Here is a 23,313-nt window from a genome sequence, read left to right as displayed (position 1 = left end):
TAAGCTGAAACGCATCAGCTTATGCGCGTCTCTTCCTGCCTGAGATCTCAGTTTCATTTGCAATTTCTCTCTGAAATTACGATTTTTTGCGAGGTCTGGCACGTTACTGCCTGTCATTTAGCATAAAAACCGCTCAACTTGAAGGCTGTCACGTTTTTCGCCTGCCGGACTTTGTAGGCTGAATTGCTTTTGGGCTAAATCAATTCAGCAAAAAGGGGTTATTGTGAAAAAATTACTCGTTACCGGGATCGTTCTGGGGCTTTTTTCGTGGCAGGCCACTGCACAAACCATCGTGCTGACGGATGCTGAAGCCGGTACAGAACTGGGAAACTGGAAGACCGACAACAAAAAGCTGAACATCGCGGGCGCGGATTTCAGCATCGAACAAAAAGTGCTTCACGGTGGCAAACAGGAAGGGTCAAAAGTCATCACTATTACCAGCAAAGGGCTGACGATTGCGCTGAGCCCGACGCGCGGGATGGATTTACTGCACGTGACCGGCGATAACATCCGCTTAGGTTGGGATTCTCCGGTTCAGGAGGTGGTGAATCCGGCCTATATCAACCTTGAAAGCCGTAACGGTGTGGGCTGGCTGGAAGGTTTCAACGAAATGATGGTGCGTTGCGGCTTTGAATGGACCGGACATCCTGTTACTGCTGACGGCATGATTTACACGCTGCACGGTCGGGCGGGCAATACACCAGCCTCGAAAGTGGTGGTTGATATTGCCGATAAAGCCCCTTATGAAATCACGGTGCGCGGCTTGCTGAAAGAAGACACCTTTAAGAAAGCCAAGCTGGAAACCTGGACTGAGCTGCGTTACGTGCCGGGTAGTCATTCGTGGACCATCCACGACACCCTGACTAACCAGTCGGATTATCCGCACGACTACCAGATTATTTATCACAGTAATTTCGGTCAGCCGATCCTTGAGCAGGGCGCCCGTTTCATTGCGCCGCTGAAATCAATTTCTCCGTTCAATGATTACGCCAAAAAAGGTTTAGCAGACTGGCAGACTTACGCCGGGCCAACCAAAGGCTTCGACGAGATGGTCTTTAACATGGTTCCGCTGGCGGATGCACAGGGTAAAACCATTGCTGGCGTAGTGAACAAAGCGGGCAACAAAGGAGCATCGATTGAATTCGATACCCATCAGTTGCCGCTGCTGACGCTGTGGAAAAACACCGACACTCTGAAGCAGGGTTATGTTACGGGTATCGAACCGGGCACCAACTATGCGTATCCGGTCACTATCGAACGTAAACAAGGCCGCGTAAAACAACTGCAACCCGGCCAGAGCACGGTGTTTGAACTGAAATATTCACTTCTGCCGGATGCGCAGGCGGTGAAACAGCTTGAGGATCGCGTGAAAACGYTTCAGGCAGATCATAAAACAGACGTGAACGAGACCCCTATCGCTGTTGAATAATCCGAGTTTAGGGCGCTGAAGCTGGCGCCCTTTTTTCTCTGTCTATACTTAACTCCACAAGGTATGTGCCCGAATGGCTGTACCCAGGGAGGAAATAATGGCGAAGAAATTGACACTCAGGCAGCAGGAAAAACTTTTTCGCGAACGTCAGCGGCAGAACTTTCAGGCCAGTAGCGCGCTGGATGGTTTGCAGGTTGAGGTTATCACGTTAGACAACGAACAAATTTCACAACGCCTCACCGAACTGAGGAAGCACTATGAACGATAAACTCGTGCCCGGTGCCGACCCTTACTATTATACCGGCATCAATGTGCTGAAAAACCGGCTGGAAATCCGTGAAGAACATCGTCTGTTGCAGGCCGAACTCGCATTTACTGCCCTGCGCGCGTCAGCGATGCCGCTTGGGCCTGCGGTGATGGGACTGCCGCATCTGTGTGCGGTGCATCTGTCTTTGTTCCAGGACATTTACGCCTGGGCAGGCGAGTTCCGTGAAATCGATATCTACAAGGATGACACTCAGTTTTGCCATTTCGAATATATCGAAAAAGAGGGCAACGCGCTGATGCAGGAGCTTGAAGAAGAAGAGTTTCTGGTCGGGTTACCCCTGGATAATCTCGCTGAGCGTCTGGCTCACTATTACACCGGCCTGAATCTGCTGCATCCGTTCCGCGAAGGTAACGGACGTGCGCTGCGGATCTTCATCGAGCAACTGGTCATTCATGCTGGCTACGATATTGACTGGTCCAAAGTGGATCGTGAGCGCTGGCTGGCGGCCAATAAAACGGCGGTGTTTGGTGATGAATCCGAGCTGGTGGCAATTTTTAATACTGTTGTCAGTGAAATCCCGGAAGAACATTGATCGACAAAATACTGAGCCTGAGCTGAAAAATGCGTAGAATTGCCCGGTAAATTTTCCGACTTTTACCGGGTACACTATGCTGCTGCTGATCGACAACTACGATTCCTTCACCTACAACCTCTATCAATATTTTTGCGAGCTAGGTGCAGAGGTGAAAGTGATGCGTAATGATCAGCTGACGCTCACCGACATTGAACAGCTTTCCCCCTCACATCTGGTGATTTCTCCCGGCCCGTGTACGCCTGATCAGGCTGGCATTTCCCTGCAAGCGATTGCCCATTTCTCCGACCGTTTACCGATACTTGGCGTGTGCCTCGGGCATCAGGCGATGGCGCAGGCGTTCGGCGCGAGCATCGTCCGCGCCCGGCAGGCCATTCACGGCAAAACATCCCCTGTCCGCCATACCGGCAGGAGTGTCTTTACCGGGCTGAATAATCCGCTGACCGTGACGCGCTACCATTCGCTGGTGGTCGCGCCACAGACGCTGCCCGATTGTTTCGAGGTTACTGCATGGACAGAACGGGATGGTGGTCGTGACGACATTATGGGCATCATGCACAAAACCTTGCCGCTGCATGGCGTTCAGTTCCATCCTGAAAGCATTTTGAGCGAGCAGGGGCATCAGCTTTTGGATAATTTCCTTAAAATCTAATCAGTTAATATTGCTGAAAAAATTACTTACCCATCAGATGCGATTTCTGTTTGCCTGTATGTGATTTTTTATGCATATTTTGTGATTATATTTTCATATCAATGGTCGTGAGGGAGAAGGGTAATGGCGGAAAAATCATCGGTAGATCGGGGCACATTCGATAAAGTTATTTTGCCGGTTTATTCACCTGCGAAATTCATTCCCGTGAAAGGTAAAGGCAGTCGCGTGTGGGATCAGCAAGGGAACGAGTATGTTGATTTCGCCGGGGGTATCGCTGTGACGGCGCTTGGACATTGCCATCCGGCACTGGTGAAAGCGTTGCAAGAGCAGGGCGAAACCCTGTGGCATGTCAGTAACGTATTTACCAATGAACCCGCCCTTCGACTGGCGCAGAAGCTGATCGACGCCACCTTTGCCGACCGCGTATTCTTCGCCAACTCCGGCGCTGAAGCCAACGAAGCGGCCTTTAAACTGGCGCGCTATTACGCTTCGCACCGTCACAGCCCGTACAAAAGTAAGATCATCGCTTTCCATAATGCCTTCCACGGTCGCACGCTGTTCACGGTTTCCGTGGGTGGCCAGCCGAAATACTCCGACGGCTTCGGCCCGAAACCCGCTGATATTGTGCACGTGCCGTTCAACGATCTGGATGCCGTAAAAGCGGTGATCGACGACCACACCTGCGCCATTGTTGTCGAGCCTGTGCAAGGGGAGGGCGGTGTCACGCCTGCGACCAAAGCGTTTCTGCAAGGTCTGCGTGAGCTTTGTGACAAACATCAGGCGCTGCTGGTGCTGGATGAAGTACAAAGCGGCATGGGGCGCAGCGGCAAGTTGTTCAGCTACATGCATTACGGCGTGACGCCGGACATCCTGACCACTGCTAAAGCGCTCGGCGGCGGTTTCCCGGTTTCCGCCATGCTGGCAACCGAAGACGTGGCCTCGGTGATGGAACCGGGCAAACACGGCACCACCTACGGCGGTAACCCGCTGGCCTGCGCCGTCGCTGAAGCCGCGCTGGATATCATCAATACGCCAGACGTGCTGGCCGGGATCAACGAGCGCCGCGAGAAATTCATCAGCGCGCTGGAGGCCATCAACCAGAAATATCACATCTTCAGCGAGTTCCGCGGTCAGGGGTTGCTGATCGGCGCCGAGCTTTCTGATGCGTATAAAAACCGCGCCGGAGAATTCCATGCCGCCGCGGCAGAATTCGGATTGATGATGCTGGTCGCCGGACCAAACGTGATGCGGTTTGCGCCATCGCTTGTTATCGACTTCGCGGATATTGAAGAAGGGATGGAAAGGTTTGAGAAAGCCGTGGGGAAAGTTTGCGGGGGGTGATCCCCACGCCCCCCTCTTTGCAACTGACTGAGTAAATTTCGGTTTCTCAAGTACGGTTATCACAAGGCCTTTGCGCCGAAACCGAGCAGAGGAGAAAGGCTTTTCCCCTCTGCACTCCCCTCGCTTTTTTACTGCGCGCTGCCGCAGGCACGACGGACATGTTCTGGCGCATTAGTGTGTGGCGCAAAATGTCATCGCTGCGCGATTCCCGAATTTCAGGCTTCGAGCCATAGGTCTCGAACCGTTCATTCGGTGCCATTTTTGAGCACGCCAATCGACATTTCTAAAAGATAAAACCCTTCTGCTTTTGAATTTAGAATCCTGCGGGCGAATCAGAAATCTTGCTGAACGGAGCGGCTTCGAGACCAGTGGCTCGAAGACCGAGAGAAGGAACCGCAACGCGGCAAGATTTCCAGCCTGTCGCTGTGGTTGCTGGAACATAGCCTACGAGCGAAGCGCGCAGTTTAAGACGTGGAGATTCCAAAGAGGGCTCGTCTTAGCCCTCTTTGGTCGGTTTCGGCGCGGTGAGTTAAGCGAGCTCGGCAATTGAGAAACCGAAACTTTCTCAATCCATTTTAAGCCGTCAGTGCGCGGTCCCCGCACTTGAGAAACCGAAATATTCTCCGATTAGCTTTAAAAAGCAGTCTGGCTGCAAGCCAGTAAAAAGGGGATTTGAAAGGGGTCTCCCCCTTCACGCCCGCCGCGTCAGCCAGATCCCATGATGCGGCCTCTGCTTCCACGCCAGTGACGAGATGGTATGCATCACGCTGAGATGTGAAATTACGCGCCGCAGATGGCGTTCCATTTCGGTCAGTGGCATATCCGGGTGAAGTTCCGGCGCATTAAACAGGTTGTTCTCGCTGCCCGGCCCGTCGTAGAGCAGTCGTTGCTGACAGCTTTGCAGCGCGATTTCGCAGGTCTGTAAATACTCCGTCGCCAGTTTTTCCGGCAGCATGTAATGCTCGCGGGCGAGGATCGTCATCGCGTTGATATGCTCAACCACAAACTGACTGTGCGTCACCCACAAACGCATATCCGCCAGATAATGTGAGTTAAAACCCGGCTCCTGCATCGCCTGATTTAGCGAAGTGAACAGCTTATTGTGCGCCTGATTGACCTGCATACGGGTGTACGCCAGTTTGGCGGTGTCGGGGCTTTCCTCGAGCAGCAGGCGGATAGCGTCCTGATAGATTTCCAGCGCCTGGTGTGCATTCTGGCGCAGCAAACCGCTTTGCCATTGCGGCCACAACCAGATAGTGCCACCAAAGGCCAGCGCGCAGCCGATCAGGGTATCGACCAGTCGTGGTACCAGAAAATGCACGCCGTTCATCGCCAGCAATTGCAGGGTATACACTGCAGTCACCGTCATGCCGACCATCGCCAGTCCGTAGTTTTTGCGCAGAACGGTATAGGACAACAGGGTGATCAGCAACATGCACAGCAGCGTGGTGCCTTCCGGCAGTTCCAGTTTGAGCAAGCCTGAGGCAATCAGCAATCCGGCCAGCGTACCGAGTGCACGGTGCTGGATCCTCACCCGCGTGGCGTTATAACCGTTCTGGCTGACCAACATGATAGTCAGCAAGATCCAGTAGGGTTTGGGCAAATTGAAGAACAGACCCAGACTGCTGCCAATCGCCAGAATAATGCCCAAACGTGCGGCATTACGCAGTGCCACGGATTTGAAGGAAAGATAGCTTTTCAGCGCGGGCCAGAAGGGCAAACGCGGCTGGGTGTTCATCAGGTCACGTTTGTACAACGGCCGCTGTGTGCGTAACAGACGGGCAATGCGGCTGAAATGGTAATAACAAAACTGACCTACCGGATTGTCCGGGTTGCGCGCGGCGATTTTCTCCAGCGCGGTCAGCTCATTGGCCATCGTAAAGCGCCCGGATAAACGGTGATAAAGAATATCGTCGGCAATCACCCGAAGACGGGTGGAAATCACCTGTGCATTTCGGCGGATAACCGCTTCGGCATGGCTTTCCTCCACCAGTTTCTGCACTTCTTCCGGCTGATGCAGGCTCACTGTAATGTGCTCCTGCAAATCGAGCGCCACCTGAAAACGCTGAAACAGCCGCTTATGGTGATGATGATGTCCGTGCTGGGGCAACATGTGTAATTGCTGATAAAGCAGGGCAATCAGGTCGATAACCTGCTGCTGGCGGGCTAGCAGTGGGGGTAACGCGGTTTCGGGATCGGTGTGTTGCGTCAGCAGGCTGTACTTGGCTTCGAAATAATCCGCGAGTTGCAGATAGAGCTGGCTGAGCGTTTCGCGCATCGGCTGTTCTTCCGAAATACGAAACCACGCCCAGTTAAACAATCCGTACCAGGCTGTGCCAGCGGCGAACAACACCGGGGCCTGCCACATCGGGCGCACGCCCACCATACTCAGCGTGAAGATAGTCGCCACCAGCGCACCGGGCAACAGGCGCGCATGCAGCGGGCTGATTTCACCGGTGACGCCGAGCAGTAACGCCAGCGACAGCATGATCAGCGGCAGCGGTATATGCCAGCTTTCGAGCATCAGTTGCAGCAGAAGGCTGCTCACGGCAAAGAGTGAACCGCCAACGAGCAGGCGTTTGAAAAAGCGTTTATGCGGGGTATCCAGACCGGCGATGTTACAACAGGCCGGGCAGAGGGAAAACAGCAGGCCCATTTGCAAATTGCCAAACAGCCAGCAAATGCCAACAGGTAAGCACAACACCAGCGTCTGGCGCAGCGCGTAGTTCACTTCAGGATGGTAAAACAGTCTTCGCCATAGCGTCATGGGTAAAGCTTAGCCCATAAAAAAGGCGCGACAGTGTTTTGCCGCGCCAATTTTTGAGGGATTAACGTGTGCCGTAAACGACAATCGTTTTACCGTGTGCGGAGATCAGGCTTTGATCTTCCAGCATTTTGAGAATGCGTCCGACTGTTTCACGTGAACAACCGACGATTTGGCCAATTTCCTGGCGGGTAATCTTGATTTGCATCCCGTCCGGATGGGTCATTGCATCAGGCTGTTTAGCCAGATTGAGCAAGGTTTGAGCGATACGACCGGTAACGTCAAGGAAGGCAAGGTTGCCGACTTTCTCTGACGTCACTTGCAGACGGTTGGCCATCTGCGCGGAGAGACGCATCAGAATATCCGGGTTAACCTGAATCAGCTGGCGGAATTTTTTATATGAAATTTCAGCCACTTCACAGGCAGTTTTAGCACGTACCCAGGCACTGCGTTCCTGACCTTCTTCGAAGAGTCCCAGCTCACCGATGAAGTCACCTTGGTTAAGGTAGGACAGTATCATTTCCTTGCCTTCTTCATCTTTAATCAGGACAGCAACTGACCCTTTCACGATGTAGTAAAGCGTTTCGGCTTTTTCACCCTGGTGAATCAGCGTACTTTTAGAAGGATACTTATGTATATGACAGTGAGACAGGAACCATTCAAGAGTCGGGTCTGTTTGTGGCTTGCCGAGAACCATTTGCTATTATCCTCTGTTGTTATCGCTGCCCAAAATCACAGGGCTCAGAGTTCCCTGTACGGCACTTCAAATCCAAAGCGCCCTTTCAGCATATAACTCTCCAGAAATGCTGCAAGCGGATGTCGGAGTGCAACAGCCTGTTTATTGCTGTCATCACCGTGGGTTCTGTACTTAAACCGCAAAAACCGTCACCGCAATTTACTGGAAAGTATGTTTCGGCTTTGTTTGTAGCACAGGTTTGAGATGCTGTCTTCTGTTGTCTCGCTTCAGCATGATGGCGATCGGGTTACGTTGCCAGATTTTAGGTGAAAGGGTACTCTGAGAGCAGATTTCGACAAGTTTATTCACCGGGAGAATAGTTCATGCATGCACGTGTCAAATGGGTTGAAGGACTGACATTTTTAGGTGAGTCTGCATCGGGTCATCAGATTTCAATGGATGGAAACGCGGGTGATAAAGCCCCAAGCCCGATGGAAATGTTACTGATGTCCGCAGGGGGGTGTAGTGCAATCGACGTGGTGTCAATTTTGCAAAAAGGTCGTAATGACGTGCGTGATTGTGAAGTGAAGCTGACCTCACAACGCCGCGAAGAAGCGCCGCGTCTGTTCACTCACATCAATCTGCATTTTATCGTCACCGGTAAGGATCTGACCGATAAGATTGTTGAACGTGCGGTCAGCCTGTCTGCCGAAAAATACTGTTCTGTGTCTCTGATGCTGGGGAAAGCGGCCACAATCACCCACAGCTTTGAAGTGATTGCAGCCGAATAAAGTTTACTCGATCTTCTTGCCTTCCATCAGGCGCTGCACCAGCGGCGCCATGATCAGCTCCATCGCCAGCCCCATTTTGCCGCCCGGCACCACCAGTGTTTTGATGTGCGAGATAAACGACCCTTGCAGCATGGCCAGCAGATACGGGAAATCGATGTCATCCAGCCCCTGAAAGTGGATCACCACAAAGCTTTCATCCAGTGACGGAATGGCTTTGGCGGCAAACGGGTTCGAGGTATCGATGGTGGGTACCCGCTGGAAATTGATGTGCGTGCGGGAAAACTGCGGGGTAATGTAATTGATATAGTCATCCATCGAACGCACGACGGAATCCATCACCGCTTCACGGGAATGCCCGCGCTCGCCGGTATCGCGCACCAGTTTCTGGATCCATTCGAGGTTGACGATAGGCACTACGCCGACCAGCAGGTCGACCTGCGCGGCAACGTCAATTTTGTCCGCCACCACACCACCGTGTAACCCTTCGTAAAACAAAATATCCGTCGGTTCCGGCAACGCCTGCCACGGCGTAAAGGTACCCGGCACCTGATTGTAGGGAACGGCTTCGTCATAAGTATGCAGATACTTACGTGAACGGCCAGTGCCTGTTTTACCGTATTCGATAAAGCTTTTTTCCAGCAAACCAAAGTCATTGGCTTCCGGCCCGAAGTAGCTGATATGACGTCCCAGATCGCGCGCCTTGCGTATTGCCGCATCCATTTCAGGACGGGTGAAATGATGAAAACTGTCGCCTTCCAGTTCCGCCGCACGCAAACCAAGCTGCTGAAATATTTTACGAAATGCCACGCTGGTGGTCGTGGTGCCTGCACCGCTCGAACCGGTCACGGCAATAACAGGATGTTTGGCTGACATAATGCGCTGTTCTCCATAAAGGTGATGCAGGCAGGCGAGACGCGGTCTTTTCTGTGGTCGAAGATCTGGCGTCAAGGCTGCGCATAATTAAGCCTATTGTTACCATATTTATTCGCGAAGCCAAAGAGGGCATCACTATTCTAAACCCGCCAGCAACGGTTGGATCAGCGGGTCTTTCTGGTGGAACAGAGAAACAATGTCATGCAGCGCCTTGCCTGTGTACTCCTTTTTCCACGCCAGACTGAGCGGGGAAGGGGCGCGCGGATAGCGGATTTGCCGGGCGATCAGCTCGCCGCTGTCGAGATATGGCTGGCACAGATGGCGCGGCAGAAAACCGATACCCATTCCCTTCAGGTGACAGGCCAGTTTAGTCGCCACATCTGCCACGATGATCTGCCGTTGCCCGGTCAGCAACCAGGCTACCCGCTTGTTCAGATGGCGCGAGGTGTCTTCCACATTGATGGCAATGTACTGACGCAACACCGCTTCTTCCAGCATGCCAGTGATGTGCTGCAGCGGATGAAAGGGTGCATGAACAAAAACCCAGTCCACTTCACCCAGCGGCAGCAGATTCACGGCGTTAGAAAGAGATTCGGTGCCGGTGACGCCAATCGCCAGCTGAAAATCTTCGTACAGCAGCGTATCCCATACCCCCATGTAAATCTGCCGTGTGAAAGTGAACTGCGTGAACGGGTAGCGCTGCGTCAGAGAGCTTAATAACGCTGCCAGAGCTTCAGGGCAGTACATCAGATTGTTCACCACCACATTCAGCTGGCGCTCAATGCCGTCGTTAATCTGCTGCAGTTCTGCCGGTACACCCTCCAGCCAGGTTAGCCACTGGCGACATCGTTCAAGCAGATGCTGTCCGGCGGGCGTCAGCGACACCGTACGGGTCGTGCGGTTGAGCAATAACGTCCCGGCACTGTCTTCCAGCATCTTAATTCGATAGCTGATGGTCGCGGGCGTTTTATGCAGCATCTCTGCCGCGCGGGAAAAGCTGCCTGTTTGCGCGACGTGCATAAAGGTTTTAATCGACTCCTCATCCAGCATAGGTCACCTGAAGTAATGTTAATGCATTGAATGAAAAAGATTTTATAGATTTAACCGGATGAGAATTGTGGACTTCATCAATTTTATGGAATCTTTTTCCATATTTCGATTGAGCAAGTTGGAAAAAGTTTCTACAGTAATTGCATTGAGGATAAATCCGCCAATCTGGCGGGCTTATCTCACCGGTTTTATTTTAAATGCAGGGATGAATGCCATGGAACTTCCGGTTTACCCGCTGACCCAGGCGGCCTTCGCGGTTTACGGCGATGTGATTGAGACGACAGGTCGCGATTTTTTTCATATCAACGACGGCAAGGTTGAGCGGTACCACGATCTGACCAACGTGGAAATCCTCGGGCAGGATCGCCCGCTGGTCAGCATCAACCGCGCCCAGCCAGCACCGTTGCCCATTGTGGTGACGCAACTCGAAAAACACCCGCTCGGTTCACAGGCGTTTGTGCCGATGCAGGGCGAGCGCTTTATCGTGATTGTTGCGGCAGGGGGCGAGACGCCGGACATCTCCACGCTGAAAGCCTTTATCACCAACGGCCTGCAGGGCGTGAATTATCACCGGAATGTCTGGCACCATCCGCTGTTTGCGTTTGAGACGGTGACGAATTTTCTCACCGTCGATCGTGGCGGCGCAGACAACTGTGATATCAGTCAGTTACCTCAGGGCTATCAGCTTATTTTACCCGTTGCGGCGGGATTAAAGTCGTGACGCTATAAAGCATCTTGCATAAGATACAAGCATCTGAAAACAAGCGAAACGCGGGCGCTCAGCGCCTGATGCTGGAGAAATGTGAGATGGCCGAAGTAAAAAAACGGGGGCGTCCTAGCCAGCCTGGTTCTGGTTCGCAAAAGGGCGCTCAGGCCTTAGAACGCGGCATTGCGGTGTTGAATTATCTGGCGCAGTCCGGCGGCAGTTCTTCTGTCAGCAACATTGCAGAGAATTTGTCGCTGCCCCTTTCCACCACCTTTCGACTGCTGAAAGTGCTGGAAGAGGCCGATTTTGTTTATCAGGATGCGCAACTGAGCTGGTGGCACATTGGCTTACAGGCGTTTACGGTCGGATCGTCTTATATCCATAACCGGGATGTATTGTCAGTCGCCGCGCCTTATATGCAACGTCTGATGCTGTTGTCGGGCGAAACGGCCAATCTGGCGATCCGCAACGGTTTCGAAGCGGTACTGATCGGCCAGCGGGAATGCCAGTCGATGGTGCGGATGTGCGCGCCGCTTGGCAGCCGTCTGCCACTGCATGCCTCCGGGGCCGGGAAAGCGTTGCTGTATTCGCTGGATGACGAGGCGCTGATGAGCCTGATGATGCAGGCGGGGTTGAAGAACTTTACGACGCACACGCTGGATAATCTGAATGCGTTGAAAAAGGATCTGCAACACGCGCGTCAGCAGGGGTTTGCACAGGACAGCGAAGAGCATGTGACAGGGCTGAACTGCCTGGCCTCGGCGATTTTTGACAGCAATAACAATGCGGTGGCGGCGATTTCGATCTCCGGCCCCAGCTCCCGCTTAACGACGGAGCGTTTTACCGATTTAGGCGAACTGGTGCGGGATACCGCGCGTGACATCAGTCTGGCCCTGGGTCAGCGCCACTAACCGGTTCGTCCTGCGATCCCCGCTCTGTCGTGAGCGGGATTTTTTTCAGTCAAATTAAAGTTGGAAACTTTTTCCGTTATTTTATGCAAAGCGGAATTACCTGAGGATTTAGCTATGGCTCGTATGACAGCTGCACAGGCAGCAATGTATGTGTTGGAAAAAGAAGGGATCACCACCGCGTTTGGTGTACCGGGCGCAGCGATTAACCCGTTTTATAACGCCATGCGCCTGCATGGAAAAATCCGTCATGTGTTAGCCCGTCATGTGGAAGGTGCATCGCATATGGCCGAAGGTTATACCCGTGCGAAAGCCGGCAACATCGGCGTGTGCCTGGGGACGTCTGGCCCGGCGGGTACCGACATGATCACCGCGCTGTATTCCGCCTCGGCGGATTCCATTCCGATCCTGTGCATTACCGGTCAGGCACCGCGCGCGCGTCTGCATAAAGAGGATTTTCAGGCGGTGGATATTCAGGCGATTGCCGGTCCGGTGAGCAAAATGGCGGTGACCGTGCTGGAACCTGCGCTGGTGCCGCGTGTTCTGCAACAGGCGTTTCATCTGATGCGCTCCGGTCGCCCCGGTCCGGTACTGGTCGATCTGCCGTATGACGTGCAGACCGCCGAAATCGAATTCGATCCGGAAACTTATGAATCGCTGCCCGCTTACAAGCCTGCCGCCACCGTCGCTCAGGCCGTCAAAGCGATGGAAATGCTCAACGCCTGTGAGCGTCCGCTGATTGTGGCCGGTGGCGGTGTGATTAACGCTGATGCCGCCGCGCTGTTGCAGCGCTTTGCTGAAATAACCCAAGTGCCGGTGATCCCGACGCTGATGGGCTGGGGCGTGATCCCGGACGATCACCGCCTGATGGCTGGCATGGTCGGATTGCAGACCGCGCACCGCTACGGTAACGCCTCACTGCTGGCGTCGGATCTGGTATTTGGCATCGGTAACCGTTTTGCCAACCGTCATACCGGCTCGGTAGAGAAATACACCGCAGGCCGCAAAATCATCCACGTTGATATCGAACCGACACAAATCGGCCGCGTACTTTGTCCTGATTTAGGCATTGTGTCTGACGCCGGTGAAGCCCTGAAACTGCTGATAGAAGTGGCGGAAGAGCAGAGAAAAGCCGGCAAACTGCCATGTCGCGAAAGCTGGATCCAGGAATGTGAAGAACGCAAACGCACCATGCTGCGCAAAACCCACTTCAACGATGTGCCGGTCAAACCGCAACGCGTCTATGAAGAAATGAGCAAAGCCTTTGGCCGCAATGTGAATTACGTAACCACGATCGGCCTGTCGCAAATTGCGGCGGCGCAGATGCTGCACGTGTTTGAGCCGCGCCACTGGATCAACTGCGGCCAGGCGGGCCCTCTGGGCTGGACCATTCCTGCGGCACTCGGCGTCTGCATTGCTGCGCCGGAACGTCAGGTGGTCGGGATTTCAGGCGATTACGATTTCCAGTTCATGATCGAAGAGCTGGCGGTCGGTGCGCAGTTCAACATTCCTTACATCCACGTCCTGGTGAACAACGCTTATCTCGGCCTGATCCGCCAGTCGCAGCGCGCCTTTGATATGGATTACTGCGTACAACTGGCGTTCGAAAATATCAACTCTGAAGACGTGAAAGGTTACGGCGTCGATCACGTGAAAGTGGTGGAAGGGTTGGGATGTAAAGCGATACGCGTCTTCAAGCCGGAAGATATCGCCCCGGCGTTTACAGAAGCTAAACGTCTGATGAAAAAACATCAGGTGCCGGTGGTGGTGGAAATCATGCTGGAACGCGTCACCAATATTTCCATGGGCGGCGAAATTGACAGTGTGAATGAGTTTGAGCCGGTTGCCGACAATGCGGATGACGCACCGACGCACGTCAGCTTCATGAAATATGAATAAGCCAGGAGGCTGAAAATGCTCAAGTTCTCTGCGAATTTGTCCATGCTGTTTCTGGAGGTAGATTTCCTTCAGCGCTTTAAAGCGGCGGCTGACAGCGGTTTTACGGCGGTGGAGTTTATGTTCCCTTACGACTATCCGGCTGACACCCTGAAGGCGTTGCTGACGCAAAATAAGCTGCAACATACGCTGCACAATCTGCCCGCGGGCGACTGGGCGGCGGGCGAGCGCGGTATTGCCTGCCTGCCGGGGCGTGAAGCGGAGTTTCGCGAAGGCGTAGCACAGGCCATCGCTTACGCCAAAGCACTCGGCAACCGCAAAATTAACTGTCTGATTGGCAAAACTCCGGCGGGTTCTGATGCCGTCAGCGTGACGCCTTTGGTGGTGGAAAATCTGCGCTATGCCGCACAGGCGCTGGCGAAAGAGGGGTTGATGCTGCTGATTGAGCCGATCAATCACTTTGATATGCCGGGATTTTATCTGACCGGTACGCAACAGGCGCTGGATCTTATTGAACGCGTCGGCTGTGACAACCTGTTTATCCAGTACGACATTTACCATATGCAGCGGATGGAAGGGGAACTGGCGAATACCCTGATCCGCCATGCGGACAAAATCGGTCATTTGCAGGTGGCGGATAACCCGAACCGTAATGAACCGGGTACCGGTGAAATTAATTACGACTTTATTTTCAACCTGATTAAAAACTCGGATTACGACGGCTGGGTCGGTTGTGAATATAAGCCACGGGCGCGCACGGAAGAAGGATTAGGCTGGCTTAACGCCTACCGCTAATCGTTATAAAACGCGAGAAACAGACATTATTCACCCTCGCGGTGAGGGATTTCTGTACGCCAAATTTCAGTCACATTGAAAGGGAATTAGCATGAAAATTGGATTTATCGGCTTAGGAATTATGGGCGCACCGATGGCGCAACATCTGGTGGATGCCGGGCACAGTCTGCATTTCTCCACACTCGGCAACGTGCCTGCTTCACTGACCGATGCCGGTGCCAAAGCCTGTGCGACACCGGCAGAAGTCACCGTTCACGCCGACGTCATTATTATCATGGTGCCGGATACGCCAGACGTGGCAACGGTGCTGTTTGGTGACAACGGCTGCGCCAGCGTGCCGCTGAAAGGCAAAACCATTGTCGATATGAGTTCCATCTCACCGATTGAAACCAAAACGTTTGCGCAGCGTGTGCAGCAACTGGGGGGGGAATATCTGGATGCGCCGGTTTCCGGCGGTGAAATTGGCGCGCAGCAGGGCACGCTGACCATCATGGTGGGCGGTAAGGAATCAGTCTTCAACGATATCAAACCGCTGTTTGAGCTGATGGGTAAAAACATCACGCTGGTGGGCGATTGCGGAGCCGGGCAAACCTGCAAAGTGGCGAACCAGATCATTGTGGCGCTGAATATTGAAGCTGTCTCGGAAGCGCTGCTGTTTGCTTCCCGCGCCGGTGCCGATCCTGCCCGTGTTCGTCAGGCTTTGATGGGCGGATTCGCCTCATCGCGCATTCTGGAAGTGCACGGTGAGCGCATGATCAAGCGCACTTTTGCGCCGGGCTTTAAAGTCGCGCTGCACCAGAAAGATCTCAACCTGGCGCTGCAAAGTGCCAAAGCCTTATCAATCAGCCTGCCTAATACGGCGACCTGTCAGGAGTTATTCAATGTCTGTGCAGCAAACGGCGGATCGCAGTTAGATCATTCGTCATTAATTCAGTCGCTGGAAATGATGTCGAATCACAAAATCGGTTAATTAAGTAAGGCTGGCATCAATGTCAGCCTTTTTTAATCCACAAGCACGTCCCTAACGTATTATGAGGAATTAAGGATGAATGAATCAGAATGCACTCAGCAAGAACGTTATCGTGAAAGAGGATACAGCAACGATCTTCTGCCAAAATTAAAAGAAAAAAGAAACTGGAAAGGATTTAATTATTTTACGCTGTGGATGGGTTCGGTACACAACGTGCCGAATTATATTGCGGTCGGCGGATTTCTTATTCTCGGGTTGTCTACGTTTAGCGTGATGATGGCGATTATTATCAGCGCGCTGTTTATTGCGGCGGTGATGGTATTAAACGGGGCGGCAGGTTCGAAATACGGCGTACCTTTTGCGATGATCCTGCGCGGTTCTTACGGTATCCGCGGCGCATTATTTCCCGGCATTCTCAGAGGCTGTATCGCGGCGATTATGTGGTTCGGTTTGCAATGCTATGCCGGTTCACTGGCCTTCCTGATCCTGATTGGCAAAATCTGGCCGGAGTTCCTGACCCTCGGCGGTGATTTCAATCTGCTGGGTATTTCCATGCCGGGGCTGATCGCCTTTATGATTTTCTGGGCAATCAACGTGATGATCGGTTTTGGCGGCGGCGGGGTGCTGAATAAATTCACCGCCATCCTTAATCCGTGCATTTATGTTGTTTTCGGCGGCATGGCGGTCTGGGCTATCTCGCTGGCCGGGCTGGAAAATATCCTTAACTATGTGCCCGCCAATGCCGAGCAATCGGGTAATCCGCTGTTCCTGTTTCTGGTGGTGATCAATGCCGTGGTCGCGGTGTGGGCGGCACCGGCGGTGAGTGCTTCGGACTTTACCCAGAATGCCAGCAGCTTTAAACAGCAGGCGTGGGGACAAACGCTGGGTCTTATCGTGGCGTACGTGCTGTTTGCCGTTGCCAGCGTCTGTATTCTGGCTGGGGCAAGCATTCACTACGGCGTTGATACCTGGAACGTGCTGGATATCGTACAGAAATGGGACAGCCTGTTCGCCTCGGTGTTTGCTGTGTTAGTGATCCTGATGACCACCATTTCGACCAACGCCACCGGTAACATTATCCCGGCCGGTTTCCAGATTGCCGCTATCGCACCGAAAAAGCTGACCTATAAAAAAGGTGTGCTGATTGCCAGCCTGATAAGCGTGGTGATTTGCCCGTGGAAACTGATGGAGAATCAGGAAAGTATTTACCTGTTCCTCGATATTATCGGCGGGATGTTAGGGCCGGTCATTGGCGTGATGATGGCGCACTATTTTATTGTGGTACGCAGTGAGCTGGATCTGGATACGCTGTATACCGCACCGGGAAATTATCACTATTACGATCGCGGATTTAATACCGTGGCATTCGCCGTGACATTAATTGCCGTCGTCCTTTCACTGGGCGGAAAGTTTATTCCTGTACTGGAACCTTTATCGCGGGTTTCCTGGTTTGTGGGCGTCATTGTGGCTTTCGTTTTGTATTCCGTTTTTATGAAAAGGGAACCGTCACTTCAGCCGCAAAATGTGTGAGCCGGTAAACCGGCATGAAATAAACGAATAATAAATCCAATAATAAAATCTTATCTCTGTACTTTCATAAGGAAATATAACCATGTCATATGATCTGATCATTAAAAAAGGCACTGTTGTTCTGGAAAGTGAAGCCGTGATTACGGATATCGCGGTGAAGAATGGCAAAATTGTCGCCATCGGCGATGACCTGACTGGCGCAGAAAAAATCCTCAGTGCCGAAGGGTTGATCGTTGCGCCGGGAATGGTGGATGCCCATACGCACATCTCCGAACCGGGCCGCAGTCACTGGGAAGGCTACGCCAGCGGTACCCGTGCGGCGGCCAAAGGCGGGATCACCACCATGATCGAAATGCCGCTTAACCAGTTACCGGCCACGGTAGATCGCGCGTCCCTGCACATGAAATTCGATGCAGCCGAAGGCAAGCTGACCATCGATGCCGCGCAGTTTGGCGGGCTGGTGTCTTACAACCTTGACCGTTTGCATGAGCTGGATGAAGAAGGCGTGGTGGCCTACAAATGTTTCGTCGCTACCTGCGGCGACCGCAGCGTCAGTAACGATTTCCGTGACGTGAATGACTGGGAATATTTCAAAGGCCTGCAAATTCTGGCAAAACGCGATCAGCTAGTGGCGGTTCATGCGGAAAACGCGCTGATCTGCGACGAACTGGGCCGCGAAGCCAAAGACGCCGGACGGGTGACGGCACATGATTATGTTGCCTCACGCCCGGTCTTCACTGAAGTGGAAGCCATTCGCCGCGTGTTGTATCTGGCGAAAGTAGCGGACTGCCGTTTGCACGTCTGCCATATCTCCAGCCCGGAAGGTCTGGCGGAAGTGCTGCGCGCACGTCACGAAGGCCAGCGCGTGACCTGTGAATCCTGCCCGCATTACTTCGTACTGGATACCGCACAGTTTGAAGAGATCGGCACGCTGGCAAAATGTTCGCCACCTATCCGCGACAAGAAAAATCAGGACGGCATGTGGGAACACCTGCTGAAAGGTGACTTTGACTGCCTGGTCTCCGACCATTCACCGTGCCCGCCGGATATGAAAGCCGGCAACGTCATGCAGGCGTGGGGCGGTATCGCCGGACTGCAAAACTGCGTCGATGTGATGTTCGACGAAGCCGTGCAGAAACGCGGTATGTCGTTGCCGATGTTCTCAAAGCTGATGTCTTCCAACGCGGCGGATATCTTCGGGCTGAAGCATAAAGGCCGTATCTCCATCGGCAAAGATGCCGATTTCGTGTTCATCAAACCGAACAGCAGCTATGTGCTGAAAGCGTCAGATCTGGAATATCGCCATAAAGTCAGTCCGTATGTTGGCCGCACCATCAATGCGCAGGTCGTGAAAACTATTCTGCGCGGCGAAACCATCTATGACATCAAAGACGGTTTCCAGGATAAGTGCATCGGTAAATTCGTACTGAAACACCAGCAGTAATCTCTGCATCTGCCCGCTGTGTAAACGGCGGGCTTTTTCTTTTTGAGGTCAGCCAGATTGTCATGATGTTATTTCCCAGAGCGCAAATCCTGCCGGGTATCCAGTGGTTCTTCTTCATTTTCTGCAACACGGTGGTTATCCCGCCGACATTACAGTCTGCGTTTCAGCTTTCCGATGCGGCCACGCTGTGCCTGATGCAATACTCTTTTATCGCCACCGGGCTGGCGTGCGTGGCGCAGGCGGCGCTCGGCCACGGCCGTGCCATTATGGAAGGGCCGACCGGATTGTGGTGGGGCGTGATCCTCACCGTGACGCTGGCGGAAGCCGCGCAAGGGACGCCGCTGCCGGTGATCGGCGGCAGTCTGGCTGTGGGTATCGCACTTTCCGGTGTGATCACCGTGCTGATTGGCCTGAGCGGGCTTGGTCATCGTATCGCCGTGTTGTTTCGTCCGGCGGTGATGATGGTGTTTATGTTTTTACTCGGTGCCCAACTGCTGTCGCTGTTTATTAAAGGCATGCTGGGGCTCCCTTTTGGCGTGCCGCAGGGGCCGGTGGCTATTGATTTTCCGGCGTTCCTGCTGGCGCTCGCCGTGGCGGCGCTGGTGGTCGGTATTGTGGTCTGGCTGCCGTCACCGTGGAATAAATATGGCCTGCTGGCTGGTACGTTGCTCGGTTGGGCGGCATATAGGATCATTTTCCCGCAGGCCGTCAGCCCGGGCACCGGCACAGACTGGCAGTGGTTTCCGCTGGGCGCGCCGCAGGAATTACGCGGTGGTATTATCCTGACCGCCACGATGACCGGGCTGCTGAATATTTCGAATACTTTTGGCGCGCTGCGCGGCACCCAGATTTTTTACCCGCAGCAGACCCCGCAATATCGCCGCAGTTTTGTGGTTTCCGGCCTGTTTACCCTGGGATCGGCTGTTCTGGGCATCGTGCCTTTTTCGCCGTTTGTCTCATCGATTGGCCTGCTGACGCAAACCAATGACAACCGCAAAGCACCGTTTATTCTCGGCGCGCTGGTGGTGGTTGCCATTGGTCTGTTTACGCCGCTGACGGCGTTTTTCGCCCGCATCCCGTTGAGCATCAGCAGCGCCGTGTTGCTGGTGTCTTATCTGCCTCTGCTCAGTTCGTCGCTGTCATTTCTGCCCCACATCAGGCTCAGCAGCCGCAATGTTTACCGTCTGGCGATCCCGCTGTTTGCCGGGATTTTCCTGATGGGGCTGCCTGCCGGATATGTGCAGCAGGTGCCGCTGTGGCTGCGTCCGCTGCTGAGTAATGGTTTGCTGACCGGCGTGATGCTGGCGATTGCGCTGGAAAATTTATTGCCCTGGGACCGGGTTCACTGAGTCCCCATTACCGAAGGATTGAAGATGAAAATTATTATTGCGCCCGATTCATTCAAGGAAAGTTTAAGTGCGGAATGTGCGGCGATGGCGATTGAAGACGGGTTTCGCGCTGTGTTCCCGGAACTCGAGGCCGTCCGTCTGCCGGTCGCTGACGGCGGCGAAGGCACGGTGGATGCGCTGATTGCCGCGACCGGCGGCCATCGCATTGATATTGAAGTGACAGACCCGCAGGGACATCGCGTGCGTGGTTTTTACGGTGTGAACGGCAAAGGTGATTGTGCGGTGATTGAAATGGCCGCCGCCAGCGGTCTGATGCTGGTGCCCGCCGGACAGCGTGACCCGCTCACGGCCACCAGTTTCGGCACCGGTGAGTTAATCCGTCATGCACTGGACGGCGGTATCCGCCATATCATTTTAGGCATTGGTGGCAGCGCGACCGTTGATGGCGGCATTGGCATGGTACAGGCGCTCGGAGGTCGTTTTACCGATGCGCAGGGCATTGATCTGCCGTGGGGCGGCGCGGCGCTGGCGCAACTGGCGGCTATTGATCTGAGTCAGTTGGATCCGCGTTTAGCGCAGTGCCGGATTGAAGTGGCGTGCGATGTGGAAAATCCGCTGACCGGCCCGTGCGGTGCGGCGGCAGTATTCGGCCCGCAAAAAGGCGCGTCGGTGCAAGATGTTCAGGTTCTGGACGCGGCGCTGGCCCATCTGGCGGCGGTTATTTTCCGCCATCTCGGGGTTAACGTGCTTGAGTGGCCAGGCGGCGGCGCGGCGGGCGGAATGGGTGTGGCGGCTCGGTTGTTCCTGCGTGGCAACATGCGTTCCGGTATCGACATTATTATGGATGCCATCGGGCTGGAAGAGGCGATGCAAGGTGCTACGCTGGTGATCACCGGCGAAGGGCGGCTGGATCAGCAGACCATTAACGGCAAAGCACCGGTCGGTGTGGCGCGGCTGGCACAACGCCACCATGTGCCGGTGATCGGGCTGGCGGGCATTCTGGGCGAAGGAGTGGAAGTCGTGCATCAGCACGGGCTGGAAGCCGTATTCAGTATTCTCCCACGCCTCGCGCCACTGGAAACGGTGCTGGAGCAGGGGGAGGAAAACCTGCGCTACGCTGCGCAAAATCTTGCCCGAGTTTACCGGCTTGGCATGAAGGTCTCTTCCTGACGTTATCGGTTTCTCAAAACACAAAAACCGCCAGCGATGGCGGTTTTCTTATTACATTCACGAACCGTTAAAGTTCGACGTCGCGGTTACAGTCTTTCGAATAGATATAGCTCAGCGGCTCATCGCGCCCCACGGCATAACAGGCCTGCGGGCAGTACGCACCCATAAAGATATAGTCGTTTTTCTTCACCAGGATCCAGTGGTTATCCAGGTTATACATGCCTTCACCGCTGAGGATCAGCGCACCATGCTCCTGCACGTGCGTCTCCACATAGCCGTGGCAGGCACCTGGCGCAAACGTCAGAATATGAATGTTCATATCGAACCCCAGATCCGCAGGGAGTAAATCCTGCACAATCACATCCGACATGCCTTCGTAGTGGATTTTTTCCAGCTGATGCACGTTGTTGCTCACCACATGCGGCTGGAAACCACTGACTGGCGTATAGCGTTTTTTATAGAGGAATAAGCGGCTGTTCTGGCCGCCGTTGGCATTCACCAGCGTCATGCTCACGCCCGGCGGGCAGTAAAGATATCCACCGCTTTCCAGCCGGTAATCCTGACCTTCGGCATTCGCAGTGATGTTACCGTCGATCACGTAGACGAAGGTTTCGATATGCGCGTCGCCGCCGAAGCCCGCCAGGTTTTTCCCCCCTTCCAGCATGTTGACCAGATAATCCACAAAGGTCGCGCCCAGTTTCGGCGTCGCCAGAATGGTGATTTCACAGCGCTCAAAACCGGGCAGGGTATTTTTGACCAGACCGTCGGGTTCAATCAGCGCATAATTCCCGCGTTTGATGATGGAACGGTTAGAAAGTAAATCATTGATATAGCCTGTGTTTTGGTTGATATAACCCATTGTAAACTCCCTTTAAGACAGATTAATAAGCCAGTTGATGCAGCATTTTCGCCAGCATTTCCACGCCCGCGGCCAGATCGGCAACAGCGGTGTTTTCTGCCGGGTTGTGGCTGATACCCGCAATGCTGGGAACGAACAGCAGGCAGGTCGGTACGCAGGCGGCGAAAATCTGCGCGTCGTGCCCGGCGCCGCTGTGCATCACGCGGTAACGGCTGTTTTGTTCACGGCACAGGGCGTCGAGTTGCGCCACCAGTTGTTTGTCCATGGGCACCGGCGCTTCATCCATCCATAAATCAATGTCGATGCCGATGCCGCGTTCCTGGCAAATCCGCCGCATGGTGGCGTCCAGTTCTGTGGTAAACGCCAGCAGCGCCTGCTGATCGGTGTGGCGGCAATCAATGCTGAACACGGTTTTACCCGGCACGACATTAACGGTACCCGGCACCGGCACCACTTTGCCGAAGGTCAGCACCAGCGGATCGCCGTGCGCTTCGGCGCTTTCGGTAGCCGTCACGCAAATCTGACTGAATGCCTGAAGGGTATCTTTGCGGTAACTCATCGGCGTAGTGCCCGCGTGATTGGCGGTGCCGGTCAGGGTCACGGTATAGCGGCGCTGACCGACAATCGCATGCACCACGCCAAGTTGCTGTTGATTGCGTTCGAGCACGCTGCCCTGCTCGATATGCAGTTCGACAAAGGCTTTGATATCGCGGCGGGCGGGCAACGGAGAACCAGGCAGCGTGAAACCGCATTGCTGCATCGCATCGGTAAATTTCACGCCCTGCGCATCGGTGATGTTGCGCACATCGGCAGGATCGGCCTGTCCGACAATGTTTTTACTGCCCCAGAAAACATAGGGAAAACGGCTGCCTTCTTCTTCGGCCAGCGACACCACTTCCAGCGTGCGGCGCGGCGTGCCAAAGGTGTCTTTCAGATAGCGCATGGCGATAAAGGCGGCGAGCACACCGAACTGTCCGTCGAGATGGCCACCGCTGACCACCGTATCGATATGCGAGCCGGAGAGAATGACCTCGTCTTTGCGGTCACTGCCTTCGATGCGGCCATATAAATTGCCGACGGCGTCGAAACGGGTGGCAAACCCATTCTGCGTCATCCGCTGTTTTAACTGATTTTGCGTTTCCAGCCATTCGGGGGAATAAAGCAGGCGGGAAATACCGCCAGCCGGATCTGCGCCAAATACCGATAACCAGTCGAGCTGACTTTCTACGTGCTGATAAAAGGGCGACATA

At 54.0% G+C, this 23,313-nt stretch carries 21 protein-coding genes; 15 read left to right on the top strand and 6 right to left on the bottom strand.

Annotated elements, in window-relative coordinates; translation table 11 throughout:
• Positions 1-223 precede the first annotated feature (223 nt).
• The 5 genes from AC1DUO_RS04345 to argD all read left to right on the top strand — a co-directional run bounded on the left by AC1DUO_RS04345 (position 224) and on the right by argD (position 4,282).
• A complete protein-coding gene (locus tag AC1DUO_RS04345) occupies positions 224-1,429 on the top strand; it encodes an aldose 1-epimerase family protein (protein ID WP_477986598.1) in 1,206 nt (401 codons plus the stop codon).
• A 97-nt stretch (positions 1,430-1,526) separates the two neighbouring features.
• Positions 1,527-1,697 (top strand): YhfG family protein, encoded by a 171-nt coding sequence (locus AC1DUO_RS04340; protein ID WP_013573629.1) that lies wholly within the window; start codon positions 1,527-1,529, stop codon positions 1,695-1,697.
• The gene (locus AC1DUO_RS04335) at positions 1,687-2,289 is read left to right on the top strand and encodes a putative adenosine monophosphate-protein transferase Fic (protein ID WP_112198418.1); all 603 of its coding nucleotides are present in this window, start codon (positions 1,687-1,689) and stop codon (positions 2,287-2,289) included. Before AC1DUO_RS04340 ends, AC1DUO_RS04335 begins: the two co-directional genes overlap by 11 nt.
• 76 nt (positions 2,290-2,365) lie before the next feature.
• A complete protein-coding gene (locus AC1DUO_RS04330; protein ID WP_013573631.1) occupies positions 2,366-2,941 on the top strand; it encodes an aminodeoxychorismate synthase component II in 576 nt (191 codons plus the stop codon).
• 123 nt (positions 2,942-3,064) lie between these two features.
• A complete protein-coding gene (gene argD, locus AC1DUO_RS04325; RefSeq protein ID WP_119261125.1) occupies positions 3,065-4,282 on the top strand; it encodes a bifunctional acetylornithine/succinyldiaminopimelate transaminase in 1,218 nt (405 codons plus the stop codon).
• A gap of 691 nt (positions 4,283-4,973) precedes the next feature.
• On the opposite strand, the gene AC1DUO_RS04320 is transcribed toward argD, so the two are convergent.
• Together AC1DUO_RS04320 and crp are read right to left on the bottom strand one after the other, a co-directional pair.
• The gene (locus AC1DUO_RS04320; RefSeq protein WP_119261126.1) at positions 4,974-7,049 is read right to left on the bottom strand and encodes a YccS/YhfK family putative transporter; all 2,076 of its coding nucleotides are present in this window, start codon (positions 7,047-7,049) and stop codon (positions 4,974-4,976) included.
• A 61-nt stretch (positions 7,050-7,110) separates the two neighbouring features.
• Positions 7,111-7,743: a cAMP-activated global transcriptional regulator CRP gene (gene crp, locus AC1DUO_RS04315; protein ID WP_013573634.1), complete on the bottom strand. Its 633-nt coding sequence runs from the start codon at positions 7,741-7,743 to the stop codon at positions 7,111-7,113.
• Between the two features lie 362 nt (positions 7,744-8,105).
• On the opposite strand from crp, the gene AC1DUO_RS04310 reads away from it, so the two are divergent.
• Entirely contained in the window at positions 8,106-8,513 is a 408-nt protein-coding gene (locus AC1DUO_RS04310) for an OsmC family protein (RefSeq protein WP_013573635.1), read from the top strand.
• A gap of 3 nt (positions 8,514-8,516) precedes the next feature.
• On the opposite strand, the gene AC1DUO_RS04305 is transcribed toward AC1DUO_RS04310, so the two are convergent.
• Both AC1DUO_RS04305 and allS read right to left on the bottom strand, forming a co-directional pair.
• A complete protein-coding gene (locus AC1DUO_RS04305) occupies positions 8,517-9,386 on the bottom strand; it encodes a phosphoribulokinase (RefSeq protein ID WP_013573636.1) in 870 nt (289 codons plus the stop codon).
• A gap of 135 nt (positions 9,387-9,521) precedes the next feature.
• Positions 9,522-10,436 carry an HTH-type transcriptional activator AllS gene (allS, locus tag AC1DUO_RS04300; RefSeq protein WP_047607996.1) on the bottom strand — a complete coding sequence of 305 codons (915 nt, stop codon included), beginning with the start codon at positions 10,434-10,436 and terminating at the stop codon, positions 9,522-9,524.
• A 214-nt stretch (positions 10,437-10,650) separates the two neighbouring features.
• Here allS and AC1DUO_RS04295 point away from each other — a divergent pair, with 214 nt between their 5' ends.
• The 9 genes from AC1DUO_RS04295 to AC1DUO_RS04255 all read left to right on the top strand — a co-directional run bounded on the left by AC1DUO_RS04295 (position 10,651) and on the right by AC1DUO_RS04255 (position 21,204).
• On the top strand, positions 10,651-11,157 hold the full coding sequence (locus AC1DUO_RS04295) for an ureidoglycolate lyase (protein WP_013573638.1): 507 nt from the start codon (positions 10,651-10,653) through the stop codon (positions 11,155-11,157).
• A gap of 86 nt (positions 11,158-11,243) precedes the next feature.
• Positions 11,244-12,053, top strand: a complete 810-nt coding sequence (allR, locus tag AC1DUO_RS04290; RefSeq protein WP_013573639.1) for an HTH-type transcriptional repressor AllR — start codon at positions 11,244-11,246, stop codon at positions 12,051-12,053.
• Between the two features lie 114 nt (positions 12,054-12,167).
• Positions 12,168-13,949, top strand: coding sequence for a glyoxylate carboligase (gene gcl / locus AC1DUO_RS04285; RefSeq protein WP_013573640.1), 1,782 nt, complete (start codon positions 12,168-12,170; stop codon positions 13,947-13,949).
• A gap of 15 nt (positions 13,950-13,964) precedes the next feature.
• Positions 13,965-14,741 carry a hydroxypyruvate isomerase gene (gene hyi / locus AC1DUO_RS04280; protein ID WP_119261127.1) on the top strand — a complete coding sequence of 259 codons (777 nt, stop codon included), beginning with the start codon at positions 13,965-13,967 and terminating at the stop codon, positions 14,739-14,741.
• Positions 14,742-14,832: 91 nt separating this feature from the next.
• Positions 14,833-15,711, top strand: coding sequence for a 2-hydroxy-3-oxopropionate reductase (gene glxR, locus AC1DUO_RS04275; RefSeq protein WP_013573642.1), 879 nt, complete (start codon positions 14,833-14,835; stop codon positions 15,709-15,711).
• Between the two features lie 75 nt (positions 15,712-15,786).
• A complete protein-coding gene (locus AC1DUO_RS04270; RefSeq protein ID WP_014411521.1) occupies positions 15,787-17,241 on the top strand; it encodes an allantoin transporter in 1,455 nt (484 codons plus the stop codon).
• 82 nt (positions 17,242-17,323) lie between these two features.
• Complete coding sequence (gene allB, locus AC1DUO_RS04265) at positions 17,324-18,685, top strand: allantoinase AllB (protein ID WP_119261128.1); 1,362 nt, start codon at positions 17,324-17,326, stop codon at positions 18,683-18,685.
• A gap of 62 nt (positions 18,686-18,747) precedes the next feature.
• A complete protein-coding gene (locus AC1DUO_RS04260) occupies positions 18,748-20,034 on the top strand; it encodes a uracil/xanthine transporter (RefSeq protein ID WP_119261129.1) in 1,287 nt (428 codons plus the stop codon).
• A gap of 24 nt (positions 20,035-20,058) precedes the next feature.
• Positions 20,059-21,204, top strand: coding sequence for a glycerate kinase (locus AC1DUO_RS04255; RefSeq protein ID WP_119261130.1), 1,146 nt, complete (start codon positions 20,059-20,061; stop codon positions 21,202-21,204).
• A 67-nt stretch (positions 21,205-21,271) separates the two neighbouring features.
• Here the strand turns inward: AC1DUO_RS04255 and allE are convergent, their stop codons facing one another.
• The gene (allE, locus tag AC1DUO_RS04250) at positions 21,272-22,063 is read right to left on the bottom strand and encodes a (S)-ureidoglycine aminohydrolase (protein ID WP_477986588.1); all 792 of its coding nucleotides are present in this window, start codon (positions 22,061-22,063) and stop codon (positions 21,272-21,274) included.
• Positions 22,064-22,085: 22 nt separating this feature from the next.
• Positions 22,086-23,312 (bottom strand): allantoate deiminase, encoded by a 1,227-nt coding sequence (gene allC / locus AC1DUO_RS04245; protein ID WP_013573648.1) that lies wholly within the window; start codon positions 23,310-23,312, stop codon positions 22,086-22,088.
• Between the last annotated feature and the right edge of the window lies 1 nt (position 23,313).

Source organism: Rahnella sp. P4_A8 (assembly GCF_056402435.1).
Note: the sequence above shows the minus strand (reverse complement) of the source record. Positions and strands in the feature narration are given on the sequence as shown.

What these genes read in the sequence shown, in the direction of transcription:
- AC1DUO_RS04340 (WP_013573629.1), top strand. Translation starts at nt 1,527, where the DNA reads ATGGCGAAGAAATTGACACTCAGGCAGCAGGAAAAACTTTTTCGCGAA.
- AC1DUO_RS04335 (WP_112198418.1), top strand. Translation starts at nt 1,687, where the DNA reads ATGAACGATAAACTCGTGCCCGGTGCCGACCCTTACTATTATACCGGC.
- AC1DUO_RS04330 (WP_013573631.1), top strand. Translation starts at nt 2,366, where the DNA reads ATGCTGCTGCTGATCGACAACTACGATTCCTTCACCTACAACCTCTAT.
- argD (WP_119261125.1), top strand. Translation starts at nt 3,065, where the DNA reads ATGGCGGAAAAATCATCGGTAGATCGGGGCACATTCGATAAAGTTATT.
- AC1DUO_RS04320 (WP_119261126.1), bottom strand. Translation starts at nt 7,049, where the DNA reads ATGACGCTATGGCGAAGACTGTTTTACCATCCTGAAGTGAACTACGCG.
- crp (WP_013573634.1), bottom strand. Translation starts at nt 7,743, where the DNA reads ATGGTTCTCGGCAAGCCACAAACAGACCCGACTCTTGAATGGTTCCTG.
- AC1DUO_RS04310 (WP_013573635.1), top strand. Translation starts at nt 8,106, where the DNA reads ATGCATGCACGTGTCAAATGGGTTGAAGGACTGACATTTTTAGGTGAG.
- AC1DUO_RS04305 (WP_013573636.1), bottom strand. Translation starts at nt 9,386, where the DNA reads ATGTCAGCCAAACATCCTGTTATTGCCGTGACCGGTTCGAGCGGTGCA.
- allS (WP_047607996.1), bottom strand. Translation starts at nt 10,436, where the DNA reads ATGCTGGATGAGGAGTCGATTAAAACCTTTATGCACGTCGCGCAAACA.
- AC1DUO_RS04295 (WP_013573638.1), top strand. Translation starts at nt 10,651, where the DNA reads ATGGAACTTCCGGTTTACCCGCTGACCCAGGCGGCCTTCGCGGTTTAC.
- allR (WP_013573639.1), top strand. Translation starts at nt 11,244, where the DNA reads ATGGCCGAAGTAAAAAAACGGGGGCGTCCTAGCCAGCCTGGTTCTGGT.
- gcl (WP_013573640.1), top strand. Translation starts at nt 12,168, where the DNA reads ATGGCTCGTATGACAGCTGCACAGGCAGCAATGTATGTGTTGGAAAAA.
- hyi (WP_119261127.1), top strand. Translation starts at nt 13,965, where the DNA reads ATGCTCAAGTTCTCTGCGAATTTGTCCATGCTGTTTCTGGAGGTAGAT.
- glxR (WP_013573642.1), top strand. Translation starts at nt 14,833, where the DNA reads ATGAAAATTGGATTTATCGGCTTAGGAATTATGGGCGCACCGATGGCG.
- AC1DUO_RS04270 (WP_014411521.1), top strand. Translation starts at nt 15,787, where the DNA reads ATGAATGAATCAGAATGCACTCAGCAAGAACGTTATCGTGAAAGAGGA.
- allB (WP_119261128.1), top strand. Translation starts at nt 17,324, where the DNA reads ATGTCATATGATCTGATCATTAAAAAAGGCACTGTTGTTCTGGAAAGT.
- AC1DUO_RS04260 (WP_119261129.1), top strand. Translation starts at nt 18,748, where the DNA reads ATGATGTTATTTCCCAGAGCGCAAATCCTGCCGGGTATCCAGTGGTTC.
- AC1DUO_RS04255 (WP_119261130.1), top strand. Translation starts at nt 20,059, where the DNA reads ATGAAAATTATTATTGCGCCCGATTCATTCAAGGAAAGTTTAAGTGCG.
- allE (WP_477986588.1), bottom strand. Translation starts at nt 22,063, where the DNA reads ATGGGTTATATCAACCAAAACACAGGCTATATCAATGATTTACTTTCT.
- allC (WP_013573648.1), bottom strand. Translation starts at nt 23,312, where the DNA reads ATGTCGCCCTTTTATCAGCACGTAGAAAGTCAGCTCGACTGGTTATCG.